The 14,825-nt window shown below is 69.6% G+C and carries 13 protein-coding genes; 9 read left to right on the top strand and 4 right to left on the bottom strand.

The window, feature by feature from the left end; all coding sequences use genetic code 11:
* Nucleotide 1 precedes the first annotated feature (1 nt).
* Nucleotides 2–796 (top strand): ABC transporter permease, encoded by a 795-nt coding sequence (locus tag N4R40_RS10555; RefSeq protein ID WP_261607334.1) that lies wholly within the window; start codon nucleotides 2–4, stop codon nucleotides 794–796.
* Nucleotides 796–1,536 carry an ABC transporter ATP-binding protein gene (locus N4R40_RS10560; RefSeq protein ID WP_261607335.1) on the top strand — a complete coding sequence of 247 codons (741 nt, stop codon included), beginning with the start codon at nucleotides 796–798 and terminating at the stop codon, nucleotides 1,534–1,536. Before N4R40_RS10555 ends, N4R40_RS10560 begins: the two co-directional genes overlap by 1 nt.
* A 22-nt stretch (nucleotides 1,537–1,558) precedes the next feature.
* On the opposite strand, the gene N4R40_RS10565 is transcribed toward N4R40_RS10560, so the two are convergent.
* From N4R40_RS10565 to N4R40_RS10575, 3 genes are read right to left on the bottom strand one after another with little or no spacing between them, the layout of a single operon-like run.
* Nucleotides 1,559–2,530, bottom strand: coding sequence for a glycosyltransferase family 2 protein (locus N4R40_RS10565; protein WP_261607336.1), 972 nt, complete (start codon nucleotides 2,528–2,530; stop codon nucleotides 1,559–1,561).
* A 12-nt stretch (nucleotides 2,531–2,542) separates the two neighbouring features.
* Entirely contained in the window at nucleotides 2,543–3,856 is a 1,314-nt protein-coding gene (locus tag N4R40_RS10570) for an O-antigen ligase family protein (protein WP_261607440.1), read from the bottom strand.
* Nucleotides 3,856–5,250, bottom strand: coding sequence for an O-antigen ligase family protein (locus N4R40_RS10575; protein WP_261607337.1), 1,395 nt, complete (start codon nucleotides 5,248–5,250; stop codon nucleotides 3,856–3,858). The genes N4R40_RS10570 and N4R40_RS10575 overlap by 1 nt, the downstream gene beginning before the upstream one ends.
* A 64-nt stretch (nucleotides 5,251–5,314) precedes the next feature.
* Here N4R40_RS10575 and manA point away from each other — a divergent pair, with 64 nt between their 5' ends.
* From manA to N4R40_RS10595, 4 genes are all read left to right on the top strand, one after another.
* Nucleotides 5,315–6,463: a mannose-6-phosphate isomerase, class I gene (gene manA, locus N4R40_RS10580; protein ID WP_261607338.1), complete on the top strand. Its 1,149-nt coding sequence runs from the start codon at nucleotides 5,315–5,317 to the stop codon at nucleotides 6,461–6,463.
* 156 nt (nucleotides 6,464–6,619) lie between these two features.
* On the top strand, nucleotides 6,620–6,937 hold the full coding sequence (locus N4R40_RS10585; protein WP_315902496.1) for a WhiB family transcriptional regulator: 318 nt from the start codon (nucleotides 6,620–6,622) through the stop codon (nucleotides 6,935–6,937).
* A 74-nt stretch (nucleotides 6,938–7,011) separates the two neighbouring features.
* Complete coding sequence (locus N4R40_RS10590; RefSeq protein WP_261607339.1) at nucleotides 7,012–9,834, top strand: glycosyltransferase; 2,823 nt, start codon at nucleotides 7,012–7,014, stop codon at nucleotides 9,832–9,834.
* Nucleotides 9,831–11,243 carry a DUF5719 family protein gene (locus N4R40_RS10595; protein WP_261607340.1) on the top strand — a complete coding sequence of 471 codons (1,413 nt, stop codon included), beginning with the start codon at nucleotides 9,831–9,833 and terminating at the stop codon, nucleotides 11,241–11,243. Before N4R40_RS10590 ends, N4R40_RS10595 begins: the two co-directional genes overlap by 4 nt.
* A 15-nt stretch (nucleotides 11,244–11,258) precedes the next feature.
* Here N4R40_RS10595 and N4R40_RS10600 read toward each other — a convergent pair whose 3' ends face one another.
* On the bottom strand, nucleotides 11,259–11,684 hold the full coding sequence (locus N4R40_RS10600; protein WP_261607341.1) for a metallopeptidase family protein: 426 nt from the start codon (nucleotides 11,682–11,684) through the stop codon (nucleotides 11,259–11,261).
* Nucleotides 11,685–11,761: 77 nt separating this feature from the next.
* Between N4R40_RS10600 and N4R40_RS10605 the strand changes: the two genes are divergently transcribed.
* From N4R40_RS10605 to N4R40_RS10615, 3 genes are all read left to right on the top strand, one after another.
* On the top strand, nucleotides 11,762–11,968 hold the full coding sequence (locus N4R40_RS10605) for a DUF3499 domain-containing protein (RefSeq protein WP_261607342.1): 207 nt from the start codon (nucleotides 11,762–11,764) through the stop codon (nucleotides 11,966–11,968).
* Nucleotides 11,969–11,995: 27 nt separating this feature from the next.
* Nucleotides 11,996–13,474, top strand: coding sequence for an adenosylhomocysteinase (ahcY, locus tag N4R40_RS10610; protein WP_261607343.1), 1,479 nt, complete (start codon nucleotides 11,996–11,998; stop codon nucleotides 13,472–13,474).
* Between the two features lie 245 nt (nucleotides 13,475–13,719).
* Nucleotides 13,720–14,709, top strand: coding sequence for an endonuclease domain-containing protein (locus N4R40_RS10615; RefSeq protein WP_261607344.1), 990 nt, complete (start codon nucleotides 13,720–13,722; stop codon nucleotides 14,707–14,709).
* Nucleotides 14,710–14,825: the final 116 nt, after the last annotated feature.

Genomic DNA, 14,825 nt, shown 5'->3' on the forward strand with positions numbered 1-14,825 from the left:
CGTGACCACAGCCATCGTCGGCGCACCGGGCTCCCCGCGTCGCTACCTCCATTCGCTGTGGCTCCTGTCGGCGCGTGACCTTCGTGTGCGCTACGCGACGAGCGCCCTGGGATACCTGTGGTCGGTGCTTGATCCGCTGGTGATGAGCCTGATCTATTGGTTTGTGTTCACGCAGGTCTTCCAGCGCGGAAACATCGGTGCTGAACCGTACATCGTGTTCCTGATCTCGGGCCTCCTTCCGTGGGTGTGGTTCAACATGTGTGTGAGCGACTTCACTCGTGCGTTCCGGAAAGACGCTCGCCTCGTGCGATCGACGGCGATTCCCAGATCCATCTGGGTGAACCGGATCGTGGTCAGCAAGGGTGTGGAGTTCCTCTTCTCCTTGCCTGTTCTCGCTGTGTTCGCGGTTTTCGCCGGCGCCACAGCAGGATGGGGCCTTCTGCTCCTCCCCGTGGCAGTGATACTGCAATTGGTGCTTCTCGTCGGGTTGGGACTTCTCATCGCGCCGCTTTGCGTGATCTGGGGGGACTTGGAGCGTACGACCAGGCTGATCCTCCGCGTCATGTTCTACGCGTCGCCGATCATCTACAGCGTCGCCGATCTGCCGGGAATATTCGGTCAGCTCGCGATCCTCAACCCACTAGCGGGGATCTTCACCCTGTATCGCGTGGGCCTTTTTCCGCAGGAATGGAACCCAGCGGCTGTCGGCGTGGGGGCAGCGATGAGCGTCGGGATCCTGGTTCTCGGCATTGCGGTTTTCCGCCAACTCGAGCGCACAGTGCTGAAGGAGCTTTGATGGACGAGCTGGCCATCCGTGTCATCGACCTCGGTGTGCGATTCCGCCGCAATCGTCGCGGACGTCGCTCGCTGAAGGACCTCTTCGCCGGCGCGAAGCGCCGCACCCGTCCCAATGAGTTCTGGGCTTTGCGTAGTGTGTCCTTCGAGGTTCGATGCGGCGAAGCCATAGGCGTCGTCGGGCGGAATGGGCAGGGGAAATCCACGTTGCTCAAGCTGGTCGCCGGTGTGCTCCTTCCCGACGAAGGCTCCGTAGACGTGCGCGGGGGAGTGGCGCCGCTGATCGAGATCACCGGCGGATTCGTCGGAGACCTCACCGTTCGTGAGAATATCCGTCTGACCGCGGGGCTGCACGGGATGTCGAAGACCGAGGTCGCACGGCGGTTTGACGGCATCGTGGATTTTGCTGAGATCGCCGATTTCGTCGACATGCCCTACAAGCACCTGTCGAACGGGATGAAGGTGCGTTTGGCCTTCTCGGTCGTCTCCCAGTTGGATGAGCCGACACTTCTCGTCGACGAGGTACTCGCCGTAGGAGACAAGGCCTTCCGCGAGAAGTGCTATCGCCGAATCGACGAGCTACTCGCCGAAGGAAGGACGCTTTTCTTCGTCAGCCACAATGAGAAGGACCTCCGCCGCTTCTGCACGCGTGGTCTTTATCTGGACGCACACGGGCTGAAGCTCGATGCCTCGATCTCCGACGTGTTGGACGCCTACAACGCCGACTCCGCCGCCCGCTGACGGCGGGCGTGCCCGAGCGGTACTAGGCCACGAGCGGCGGCATCGGCCGCCACTGCGGGTCGCGCGCGATCTTCCGGCCGTCGCGCAGCCCGCGGAACAGGTTCGATGTGCCCGTGACCTTCCGCTCGACGAACAGGAGACGGACGATCTCCTTGCCGAACGTGAGCGCGGTGCCGGCACCGAACAGCACTGGGTTGTAGACGCCGAGCGCGCGGTGGTAGCGCTTGATGTGGGCGCGGTTGCGCATGATGTAGTAGCGGTACGCATCCGACGACGCGTTCATGTGGCGGATGCCCATGTCCCACTGCTTGATCTCGCGCGTGCGGCGCAACACGAACTCGTCGACGATCACGGAGGTCGTGATCCGCGAGGCCAGCCACCCGTAGGTCTGGTCGTCCCAGTAGATGAAGAACCGGGGATCGGGCAGGCCGATCTGCTCGACGATGTCGCGGTGGATGAACATCCCCTCGAAGCAGCCCGAGTTCATCTCCTTGTAGCCGGATGCGTCGAAGCCGGACGGGGCGAAGGGGATGGGGATGCCCATCCGCTCGGCGACGCGGTACTGCCAGTAGAACTCGCTGCCGTCGTAGTCGTAGCGCCGGCCCTGGATGGACTTGAACCGCGGCGCCCACGCGCCCATGCGCGCGAGCCCATCGGGGAGGACCTCGACATCGTCGTCCATGAGCCAGATCCACGTGGAGCCGAGCTCGTAGGCGAGGCGCATGCCCTCGCTGAATCCGCCGGATCCGCCGGTGTTCGTGTCGAGGCGGCGGTAGATGATCTCCGAGCCGATCCGGTCGCGGAACGACTCGACGACATCACCGGTGTCGTCCGTGGACGCATTGTCGACGATGACGACATGCCCGGGCTGGGGGTCCATCGCCGTGATCGATTCGAGCAGACGGGTGAGCAGATGCGCGCGATTGAACGTCACGATCGCGATCGTCGCGCTCTCGGGAGCGAAGGCGATCGGGGCGTCAGGGGAGGAACTCATAGCCCTGGAAGTCTATCCCGGCGCGTGTCCGAGCCCGGTGTCGGCCGGGCTCCCGGCATCCAGTCGTCTCCGCCACGATCGGGACTGCCCCGCCCGCACCGCGGCGAGTGACAGCAACAGCCACCCCGCGCCGGTGAGGACGTACGACTCGAAGGCGGACGTGATCGCGAGGGCGATCAGCACGAGCGGCGTCCACGCGTAGACGGTCGAGCGTCGCTGGCTCGCATCGAGCCACGAACGCACGAGTGCGATGCCGCCGACGGCGCAGAGCAGGAGAACCCCGGCCCACCCGAGTTGAAGAAGGACATCGACGTAGGCGTTCAGCGCGCTGCGGTGCGACTCGCCGAGGAGGATGTTGATCGTCGCGAACGGCGGTTCGGCGGGCGGCCATGCGCCGAACCATCCCCAGCCCTGCACGGGCTTGAGTCGGATGTAGTACTGCGCGAGCGTCCAGAGGTCCGTGCGCAGCTGGAGGTCATCGGCCGCGCCGGTCGCGGCGATGATGGCGCCCCGCTGCGTGTAGAGCGCGATCCCGGATGCCGTGACGACGCCGGCCAGCGTCCACTGCAGCCCGCGTCGGCGGCCCACGGGCGCCGCGCGCACGAGAGCGAGGGCGCCCGTGGCCACCCCGACCCCGGTCGTGAGCAGGAGAACCGTGGGTGAAGCAGACAGGAGCGCCAAGGCGGCGGCGAGCACGATCGACCCCGTGCCGACCACCGGGCGCACGGACTGGGTGCGCAGCTCGACGGCGAAGGTGATCAGCGCGATGACCGCGACGATGCCGAGGGCATTGCGGGTGCCGAAGATCCCTTGGATCGGGCCGAGTGCCGCGAGATTGCCTTGGACGCCGAGGAACGGCAGCGGCATGTCGAGGAGGATGCCGGAGACGATCTCGAGTCCGAGTGAGAATACGAGGGCGGCGCGGAGCACATCGCCCAGCGCGCGAACGGTCTGCAGGGTGTCGCGGATGTGACCGATCGTGACCGCGAGGACCGCGACCCCGATCATCGCCAGCCAGCGCAGCAAGCTCGTCCCGGCATCCGTGCTCCAGAAGATGCTCGCGAATGCCCACGCGCACAGCAGGATCAGCGTCGACGGAACGAGGCGCAGGAACGAGACCTCGTCGCGCCGGGCGACGAGGATGCCGACACCGAGCACACAGAGCGCGGCCACGATCGTCACGAGGGTCACCCGACCGGCGAGGCGCTCGATGAGGTGCCCGCCGAACATCGCCGCGAACACCGTCAGCGTGTAGGCACGTGCGAAGTCCGCAGACCGCAGAAGCTCTACCGCTCGAGCGGGTGGATTCGCGTCGGAGGTCGCCATCACTCCGTCAGCCGCTCGCCCTGTTCGCCGATCAGTCGCTGTTCCGAGGCCCCGCGGCCGAGAAGCGGTGCTTGCTTGATCTTGAATGCCAGCGCGACCAGGAAGAACCAGGCCCAGCCGAGCAACGGCCCGGACTCGGCCAGGCCCTGCACGAGCAGCAGCGCCGCGACGAGCGTCGGGAGGAGCGTGACGGCAGAGTAGGGGCGGTCGGCGACGAGGTCCCAGCGCGGCCGATCGACCGCGAAGAACCACGAGCGCCACACGAACGCGAGGATCGTCAGCGCGACGAGCGCGACGCCGATGACGCCGAGCTGGAGGAAGACATCCAGCCACATGTTGTGGGCCTGCATGACGGTGACACCGTGGTCGACGATCCAGCCGTCGAAGAAGGGGTCGGTCGGGACCCACGGGGTCGAGAAGCCCCAGCCGAGGACCGGTCGCTCGGCGGCCCGCTCCCAGACCAGCCCCCAGATGCGCTCGCGCCCCGTGAGGTCGGACGACCGGCCGAGGAGCGTGAACAGTCGTTCCCGGCCCGTCCACAGCGCCACGAGCCCGCCGACCGCGATGACGGCGTAGGCGAGGTAGTAGCGGGTGCGGCCTCCGGGCCGCCTGGTCGTGCGCATCAGCAGCGCGGTGGCCAGAGCGATGACCACGCCCGCCGCAGCCAGGTACGCGGTCGCCGAGCCCGCGCGGACGAAGAGAAACGCCGACAGGACGATCCAGGCGTAGAGGAACGCGCGGCGGGGCGCGCGGGAGGCGATGCGGAGCGAAAAGACGATCAACCCGAGGAGGGCGACGTAGGCCAGTGCGTTCGCGTTGCCGAACAGGCCCTGGATGCGCCCGCCGTCGAACAGATTGTCGCGGCTCCACATTTCGATGGGGTCGACGCCCGATTCCGGGCGACCGAAGCCGGGCATGACCGGGCCGCGCCAGACGAGGGAGACCCAGAGTTCGAACACGATCGACAGGCCGAGGATCCACTTCAACGCCGAGGCGATCGAGCGCACAAGCTCCCGCCAGGTGAGGACCGCGCCGATGAACATCGCCTGCACCGTCGTGCTGAGCAGGAGCAGGAGCGTCGTCACGCTCGCATCGGGGTACGCGGTCCACAGGATCGAAAAGGTGGCCCAGGCGACGTATCCCACGGCGAACCAGGGCAGTCGTCGCCACTGAACCTCGGGTCGGATGACGAGCCACAGGATCACCGACACGAGCCCCGAGCCGTACGCGACGGCGCCGGTGCCGATGACGCCGAACGCCATCAGCCAGGACGTTCCGGCCAACGCGCCCGCCAAGACGAAGATGCACCATCCGCGCACCAGCAGATGCCCGGTCTTCTCCCGGATCGGCGCCGCGGGTGGCGCCGAGATCGGATGCATCGTGTGGACGGCCATGGTCAGATCAGGCTACCGCCCGGCGCGCCCTGGCCCCGTTCTCGCGCGGCTCTAGGCTGAAGACATGCTCCTGCCGATCTCGAACACCCCCCGCGCCTACGCCTGGGGGTCGACCTCCCTGATCGCCGATCTGGAGGGGCGGACCCCGACGGGTGTGCCCGAGGCCGAGTCCTGGTACGGCGACTACGCCGGATCGCCGGCCGTCGTGGATGACGGCACAGGGCGAACGCTCGACGTCGCACTCGCCGAGGCGGGGGAGGCGCCGCTGCCGTACCTGATGAAGCTGTTGGCCGCGGCATCCTCCCTGTCGATCCAAGCCCACCCCACCAAGGAGCAAGCCGCCGCAGGCTTCGCGCGCGACGAGGCGCGCGGCATCGCCCGGGATGCCGCGGACCGCACCTATCGTGACGACAACCACAAACCCGAGATCATCGTCGCGCTCAGCGACACCTTCCGGGCTCTCGTCGGCCTCCGCCCGCTGGCGGACACGCGCCGGCTCGTCGCCACGCTGGGTGATGCGGACAGCATCCGAGCACTCGGCGATCGCTTGCAGGGTGCCGACGAGTCGGCGCTCCTGCGCGACACGATCGCCTGGGCGTTGTCGGGACAGGCGCCCGTCGCGGACATCGCCGAGGCGCTCGAGGGAGCCGGATCGGCCGAGTTCGCGGCGGAGCTCGACCTCTATCGCACGATCGCCGCGGACTTCCCGGGCGATGCCGGGCTCATCGTCGCGCTCCTGATGAATCTCGTCGTCCTTCGGCGTGGGGAAGCGGTCTTCGCCCCGGCCGGTGTGCTCCACGCCTATCAGGACGGACTCGGCGTCGAACTCATGGCGGCGAGCGACAACGTCCTCCGTGGCGGACTCACCCCCAAGCACATCGACGTCACGGAGCTGTTGTCCATCGTCGACACGACTCCGGGAGCTGTGCCGCTCGTGCCTGCCCGCGAGGTCGCTCCGGGGGTGGAGGTCTTCGATGTCGACGCGCCCGATTTCGCCCTGGCGCGGGTTGTCGTCGGCGCGGGTGACCCGGTCCGCCTTCCTCTCACCGGCGCGGCCATCGCGCTCGCCGTGCGCGGCGAGGTCGAGGTAGCGGGGCAGGGCGGTGCCGCGGCGCTCGTCCCCGGGCGGGCCGTGTTCTTCTCGCCGGATGAGCCGGAAGCGGTCTTCGCGGGTGTCGGTGAGGTCTTCGTCGCACAGCCCGGCCGCCGCTGATTCGCATGAATCTGTCGCGACACGCCGCAAAAACCCCGTAAAGCTTCAATCTTGCCTTGAGGCTTTACGATCTGCGACTTGACCCGAGCGAATGACAAGGGTGTAATTATCCCAACACGCGGAACAGCGTGTGGGGAAAAAGGTGGGGAGAGCGATATGACGGCTTACCGTTCCGGCGTTCCCGACAATTGGTTCGTCGACCCGGTCAACCTCGGTGTCCCCGGGGTGCGGCGACCGGTTGAGGGTGAACTCGACACCACGCTGTCGTGGCAGTCCGATGCGCTGTGCGCACAGACCGACCCCGAAGCCTTCTTCCCGGAGAAGGGCGGATCGACCCGCGATGCCAAACGCGTCTGCACGACGTGCGACGTGCGCGGCGAGTGCCTGGAATATGCACTCAACAACGACGAGCGCTTCGGCATTTGGGGCGGGCTCAGCGAGCGCGAGCGCCGCAAGCTCAAGCGCCGCGCCTGATCTCACACGTCGATCTCGGGACTCGCGGGGGATGGTCGAGCCTGTTCGCACCCCGCGCCTAGGCTGACCTGGTCATGCCCGCCAGAGTTCACGCGCTGCTGGTCGTGCGCCCCGACGGGCGCGTGCCCGCCGACCTTCATCTGCAGCGGACGCTCACTGCCCTCAAAGAGCAGTCGCGCCCGCTCGATGCGCTGACCCTTGTGCTCTGCGGGACGGATGCCGCCATTTCGCGTCTGGCCGCCGATTCCGGTGCCGAAGGGGTCATCACCGCCGACCGGCGGACGTCGTTCGCCGAGGCCGTGGCGATGGCCAGCCGTCGACTCGACGGTGATGCGGTGTGGTTGTTGACACAAGACTCCGCCCCCGCTCCGGATGCCCTCATCCGCCTCGCCGGTGCGCTCGAGACAGCCCCGTCGGTCGCGATCGCCGCTCCGAAGCTCGTGCGGTGGAACGACGCCGGTCAGATCGTCTCCCTCGGCACGTCGATGACCGCACTCGGCCGCACCGTGCCGCTGGCTGATGGAGAGCTCGACCAAGGGCAGCACGACGCGCGCGAAGACGTCATGGGCGCCGACGTCCGCGGACTGCTCGTCCGGGCGGCCGCGTGGCGAGAGCTCGACGGCATCGACGGGGCACTGGCCGGAGCCGACGAAGGGCTCGACCTGGGAGTGCGGGCGCGCCTGCGCGGCGACCGTGTCGTCCTCGTCCCCGGCGCGGTCATCGCGGTCGCGGGTGACGGTGTGGCCGGGATGCCGGTTGCACCCGGAGCATGGGTGCGACGCGCCTACGCTCCACGCACGGCTCAGTTGCACCGCCGCCTCGTCTACGCCCCCACCGCCGCAGTTCCGCTGCATTGGCTGAGCCTTCTGCCGCTCGCCTTCGCCCGATCCCTCGGACATCTCCTGGCCAAGCGGCCGGGGCAGATCGGACCGGAGTGGGCGGCGGCGACGACCACCCTCGTGCGCGTGGGATCCGTCGCGCGGGCGCGCTCCGGCATCCGTCGCACTCGCAGGTCCGGCTGGCCCGCTCTGGCACCCCTGCGCGTGACCTCGACCGAGCTCCGTCAGCGTTTCGATCCGGACACGTCCCGCACGGCGGGCCCCGGCCGCACGGAGCTGCGCTTCTTCAGCGGCGGCGGAGCCTGGATCGCCTTGGCCTTCTTGGCGGTCTCGGTCGTCGCGTTCACCTCGCTGCTGGCGTGGCCCGTGCTCGGCGGCGGGGCGCTCGCTCCGCTGCGCGCCACGGTCGGACAGCTGTGGGCCGATGCGGCGAGCGGCCCCCGCGCACTCGGGTGGGCCACGTCGGGGCCGGCCGACCCGTTCGCCGCCGTGATCGCACTCCTCGGTTCACTCTGGCCTGCGGCGCCCTCGCGCGCCCTCGTCGTCCTGTGGTTCCTCGCCTTGCCGCTGGCCGCACTCGGCGGGTGGTTCGCCACGACACGCGTCAGTGAACGCAGCAGCATCCGTGCCGTGGGTGCGGTCGCGTGGGCGCTTGCGCCGATGTTCCTCGCCGCCCTGATGGAGGGCCGGCCCACGGGCGTGCTCGTGCACCTCCTCCTGCCCTGGCTGGTGTACACCGCGACGGTCGCCCACCGCTCCTGGAGCGCCGCCGGTGTCGCATCCGTGATCCTCGTGGCCGTTGTCGCCTGCGCTCCGGCGCTCGCGCCGGCCCTCGCGCTCGTGTGGGTCGTCGCAATCGTGCTCACCGCCGTTCTCCGGCACGGCGTGGGCCTCGGCCGCGTGATCTGGCTCGTCATCCCCACCGCGGTCGCGTTCGCCCCGCTCATCTGGGTGCGCGTGCGCGCGGGCGATCCCTGGTCGCTCTTCGCCGACCCCGGAGTGCCGCTTGCGCCCGAGTCGGGCGTCGACCTGGTGCGTCGGCTCTTCCTGGCTGCGGGATTTCCCGGGACGGATGCCGGGGGCTGGGCTGCGGTGACGGGATCCTCCGCACTCTGGGTCGCCCTCCTTCTGGCCCCGTTCCTCCTTCTCGCGCTGCTCGCCCCGTCCGCGGGCCGCCTCATTCCCGCATCCGTCCTGCTCCTGACCGCGCTGGCGGGCCTCGCGACGGCGACCCTCACCCTCGGGGTCGTGCTGAGCACGAGCGGTCCCGACCAGATCGGGATCTGGCCCGGCACAGCGCTCAGCCTCTACTGGATCGGACTGCTGGGTGCGGCGCTGACGACCGTCGATGTCTGGCGGGTGTTGGCCCGCGTTCGGGAGCCGATCGTCGTCGTCCTCCTTCTCCTCGTGGCCGTCGCCGCGGCGCCCGCGGTCGCCGCGCCCCTGCGTGGTGCAGCGGCGCTCACCGAAGGAACGGCCAGCACGCTCCCGGCCTATGTCGCAGCCGAGGGGCGCGACGGCATGGATCAGGCCACGTTCGTGATCACACCCATCTCGGGCGGTGCCGTCGTCGATGTCGTCTGGGGCGAGACCTCGGCGCTCGGCGGCCAGTCGGCGCTCCGCTCCGCACGCACCTCGACGGATGCCGGCGACGCCGAGGCAGCGCAGCTGGCGGCGGCGCTGATGTCCGACCCGGGCGGCGATACGGTGGATCGTCTGGCGGCGCACGGCGTCGCGTTCGTGATGCTCGGCGCCGACGGGTCAACGGACTCCGACGATGCCCGCGAGCTCCGCATCCAGGCCGTCACCTCGCTCGACCAGCGCGACGACCTCGAAAAGGTCGGTGAGACCACGAAGGGCATGCTCTGGCGGGTCGCCGTCCCGATCACCGATCGCGCGGTGTCATCTGCGGCGCAGGCCGAGGCGGCTCGCACTGCGGCCGTCCAGCTCGGGATCATCGCGATCGCCCTGCTGCTGGCCGTGCCCACCCGCCGGTCGATCGCCGATGCCCGGCGGTGGCCGCGCGTCGTGGGAATCGGGGGAGGGCGACGCCGATGACGAACACTCATCTCCCTCGCACCCCGCGGACGCGGGTGGTCGTCGGCGCCGTCGTCGCGGCGGTCGTCGCTGTCGTTGGAATCGGCGTGCTGGTCGCCCCCTGGCCCGGCGTCGTCCGCGAACCGACGCCGGTGACGGCTGCGCCTCCCGCAGCGACCTCGGTCGCCACCTGCGGCGGTCCGCTGCTCGCGGCCGGACGCGAGTCTGCCGCGGCTGCCGCGGTGACGGATGCCGCCGCCCAGAGCGTCGTGTTCGGGGCATCGAACGGTGCTGTCCCGGCATCCACCACCCTCAGTCCCGCGAACGTCAACGGAGGGGCGGGCCCGATCGTTGTGAGGGCGGAGCCGGTCGCCGGCGTGCGCACCGATGTGGCCGCCGCGGGCTCCGCCCAGGTCGCCGAGAGCGACCTCCGCGGCCACGCGGCATCGTCGTGCACGCGCGCGGCGATGGAGTCATGGCTCGTTGGCGGCTCGGCCGCCACGGGGGCCGCAGATCTCGTTGTTCTCGCCAATCCCGGTGACGTGGCTGCCCGCGTGACCTTGACCGTCTACGGCGCCGAGGGCGCCGTGACCCCGACAGCCGGCGCCGACCTCCGCATCGCGGCCGGTGCGCAACGGGTGATCCCGCTGGCTGCGCTCGCGCTCGGCGAAGCGAGTCCCGTCATTCAGGTGACGGCGGCCGAAGCTCCGGTGCGCGCATCGCTCCAGGCCAGCATCACGCGCGTGCTCACACCCGGTGGGGTCGATCAGGTCACCGCGACGGTAGCGCCCGCGCCGGAGCTCGTGATCCCGGGCGTCGAGATCGCCCAGGCGCCGGGCGCGGCCGATGCGAGCGAGGTCCCCGCGTTCCTGCGGTTGCTGTCTCCGTCGGCGGCGGCCACCGCGACGGTCACCGTGTGGGGCGCGGCCGGGGGGCAGGTCGGTGACGCGCAGTCCGTCGATCTCACCGCGGGCGTGCCGCTCGAACTCGATCTCACGGGTGCGCCGGTCGGAAACTACACGGTGCGAGTCTCCTCCACCGCCCCCACGACCGGAGCCGTGTGGAGCACCACGGGGTTCGGCGAGGGATCTGACTTCGCGTGGTTCGTCGCCGCGGACGAGCTGACCGCTCCGGCGCTCGTCGCCGTCGCGGCCGGTCCGTCGCCGAGCGTGACGTTGGCGTCCTCCGCAGGCACCGATCAGCAGGTGCAGCTCATCGCGGATGCCGGCGAGGGTGCCGCGCAGGAGGTGACCGTGCCGGCGGGACGCGCGGTGACGGTCTCGGTCGAGGCGAACGGTGTGTACCGGATCGTGCCCGACGGTGCGGGGCTCCGCGCCGCCGTCGCGTACACGGGACCAGGCCAGCTGGCGGGGTATCCCGTGCCGGCGAGCGACGTTGCGGCGGCCTCGATCGAGGTGTTCCCGCGCTGAGAGCGGGAAGGTTCCTCAGAAGTGGAACCGGTCGGGTCCGAGATCCCAGGGGTCGCGGCCCAGATACTCCGCCGCTGCGCGGAACACGCATCCTTCGATCATCACGCGCCGGTGCAGATCGTCGTTGCGGTGCAGATGGCTGAGACGCTCGATCGGCAGCCGGTAGAGGATGATGCGGCGCTCGTCGGGAAGCACGGTCCACCGGGGAATGCCCGCGTCGTCCGAGGCGGGCGGCATGGCGCCGACTTCGAAGTGGACGTCACGCAACTCCGGCCAGGCGCTGCGGAGGAACTCCGCGGCTGTGCCGACGGAGAGATCGAAGCGCTCGGCTCGGGTTTCCAGCGGGGGGAGCGGGGGCCGCACGACCGGGCTGCGATCATCACGACCGTGGCGACCGTGGCGTGTCGGACGACGCGCTGGCTGCGCCGTGCGCCGCCTCATGATCGCTCCATGACGCCATCCTAGTTCGGCGGCGCGGCATCCGGCGGGGCGACGGAGCGGCGGGTACCGTGGGCGCAATGCGCGAAAGACTCTGCTCCAAGGTGGCCTGTGCCCGCGAGGCCGTGACGACGCTGACCTACGACTACGGCGACCAGATGGCCGTCGTCGGCCCGCTCGGCGGCGCGGACGACCCGCACGCGCACGACCTCTGCGCCATCCACACCGACCGGATGTCGATGCCCCAGGGCTGGACCGTCGTCCGGCACGAGACGCTGCGCGTCTGAGCCGCTCCCGGGTGGAAGAATGGACGGATGGCCACTCCCACCGTCTCCGCTCCGCTTTTCGACCAGGCTGCGGCCTTCGTCGTCGCCGATCTGTCTCTCGCTGACGCGGGGCGGCACCAGCTGCGCCTCGCCGAGAACGAGATGCCCGGCCTCATGGCCCTGCGCGAGGAGTTCGGTCCCACGCAGCCTCTCGCGGGCGCCCGCATCGCCGGGTCGTTGCACATGACCGTCCAGACGGCCGTCTTGATCGAGACGCTCGTCGCGCTCGGCGCGCAGGTGCGGTGGGCGAGCTGCAACATCTTCTCCACGCAGGATGAGGCCGCGGCTGCTGTCGCCGTCGGCCCGAACGGGACCGTCGAGAACCCGGCCGGCATCCCGGTGTTCGCGTTCAAGGGCGAGACGCTCGAGGAGTACTGGGCGCTGGCCGATCGCATCTTCGACTGGTCGGCCGAGGGTTTCGAGGGCCCGAACCTCATCCTCGACGACGGCGGTGACGCGACCCTCCTCGTGCACAAGGGTGTGGAGTTCGAGAAGGCCGGGGCAGTCCCGGACGCGTCCGATGGCGACTCCGCCGAGTATCGGATCGTGCTCGACATGCTGCGCGCGAGTCTCGCTCGCGACCCGCAGCGCTTCACCCGGATGGCCGACGGCCTCATCGGCGTCACGGAAGAGACCACGACCGGCGTCCACCGCCTGTACGAGCTGCACGCCGCGGGCGCGCTGCTGTTCCCCGGGATCAACGTCAACGACTCGGTGACCAAGTCGAAGTTCGACAACAAGTACGGCATCCGCCACTCGCTGCCGGACGGGATCAACCGTGCGACCGACGTCCTCGTCGGCGGCAAGGTCGCCTTCATCGTCGGCTACGGCGACGTGGGCAAGGGCGCGGCCGAGGCGCTGCGTGGCCAGGGCGCGCGCGTCATCATCGGCGAGGTCGACCCGATCTGCGCGCTGCAGGCCGCGATGGACGGGTTCCAGGTCGCCAAGCTCGAGTCGGTCATCTCCGACGTCGACATCCTGATCACCGGCACGGGCAACACGCGGGTCGTCACGACCGAGCACCTGCAAGGGCTCAAGCACCTCGCGATCGTCGGCAACGTCGGCCATTTCGATGACGAGATCGACATGGCGGGTTTGGAAGCCGTCCCGGGGGTCGAGAAGATCGAGATCAAGCCGCAGGTGCACGAGTACCGGTTGCCGAGCGGCCGCAGCATCCTGGTGCTCTCGGAAGGGCGTCTGCTGAACCTCGGCAACGCAACCGGTCACCCCTCGTTCGTGATGAGCGCGTCCTTCACCAACCAGGTCCTGGCGCAGCTCGAGCTCTACACCAAGCCCGAAGAGTACCCCGTCGGCGTGTACGTGCTGCCGAAGGTGCTCGACGAAAAGGTCGCGCGCCTGCACCTGAAGGCCCTCGGGGTCGAGCTCACGGAGCTGACCGACGAGCAAGCTGCCTACATCGGTGTTCCGATCGAGGGTCCCTACAAGCTGGATCACTACCGCTACTGAGGCGTGGGCGGGCTGTCCCGCGCGCGCCCTTTGGGGTCGCATGTGGTCGGTGGACCCGATGTTCGGGGCCCCGTGTGGTCGCATCGGCTCAAGATCGGCGACCACACGGGACCCGAAACCTGAGGTGAGCAGCCTTCCTCCAGGTGGGGTGGGGAGATTCCTCCCCAGGGGGTGGGAGAGGGGGATGCTCCACAGATGTGGGATGCGGGCGCCCGCGCGCGGCGGCTGTCCTGCACCGTGGGGCGATGACCAGCACAGCCCGTCCGCTTCCGGCGGCGCTCGGCGAGAGCTTCGCGTGCGCTGAAGCCATCGCCCACGAGGTCACCCGGCGTCGCCTTCGCGCGGCCGACCTCGAGGTGCCGTTCCGTGGTGCCCGCCTCCGCCGGGAGGACCCCGCAGGCGACGGGGATGCGGCGGCAGAACCGCTCGCACTGGATGGCCGCATCCGCCGGTCCCTCCTGCGCACGGCGCACGCCTACGCGTCCGTCGCGCCGTCCGGATCCTTCTTCGTCGGCGCCGCAGCCTTGGCGGCGCACGGTCTGCCGATGAGGAGCGAGTGGGCCAGCCGGCCGCTCTCCGTCGCTGTGCACCCGCCCGCGCACGCCCCGCGGGGACGCGGTGTACGCGGCGTCAAGATATCGCCCCGGATGGTGAGTGTCTGCGAGGTGGATGGGCTGCGCGTTGCCGACCCTGTCACGGCGTGGGCGCTCTGCGGGTCGTGGTTGTCCCGTGATCAGCTCGTCGTCCTCGGCGATGCGCTCGTGTGTGTCCCGCGTGATGAGCGGGGCCACTCGCATCCCGAGCGCCGGCGCGCGACGCTCGACCAGCTACGGCAGGCGGTGACCGTCCCCTGGCGCCGCAATCGGGATCGGCTCTTGGCTGCGCTCGAGGTGATCCGCGTCGGCAGCATGTCGCCGCTGGAAACCGAGAGCCGCCTGGTGCTGACACGCGCGGGTCTTCCCGAACCTGACTTGGATGTGGAGATGCGCGCCGACGACGGGCGTCTCATCGGGGTGTGCGATGCCGTCTATCGCCGGCAGCGCGTCGTGGTCGAGGTCGAGGGCGGTCATCACCGCACCAGCGACAGGCAATGGAACCGCGACCTCGACAAGTACGCGGCGCTCGCCGCGGCCGGGTGGGAGGTCGTGCGCGTGACGTCACGGCATATCCGTGGATCCAATCCGCAGGCTCCACACCTCGTGCGCGCCGCACTCGAGCGCCATCCGCAGGGCTGACCGGCATCCAGGTTCTGGGTCGCTCATTGTCGCAGCACCCTATCTTCGGGGCCCGGCGTGGCCGGTGCGGAGGCCGATCGGCGACCACACGCGACCCAAAACCGACGGGGGCAGTC

This window comes from Microbacterium memoriense, from assembly GCF_025398275.1.
Classification (GTDB): Bacteria; Actinomycetota; Actinomycetes; order Actinomycetales; family Microbacteriaceae; genus Microbacterium; species Microbacterium memoriense.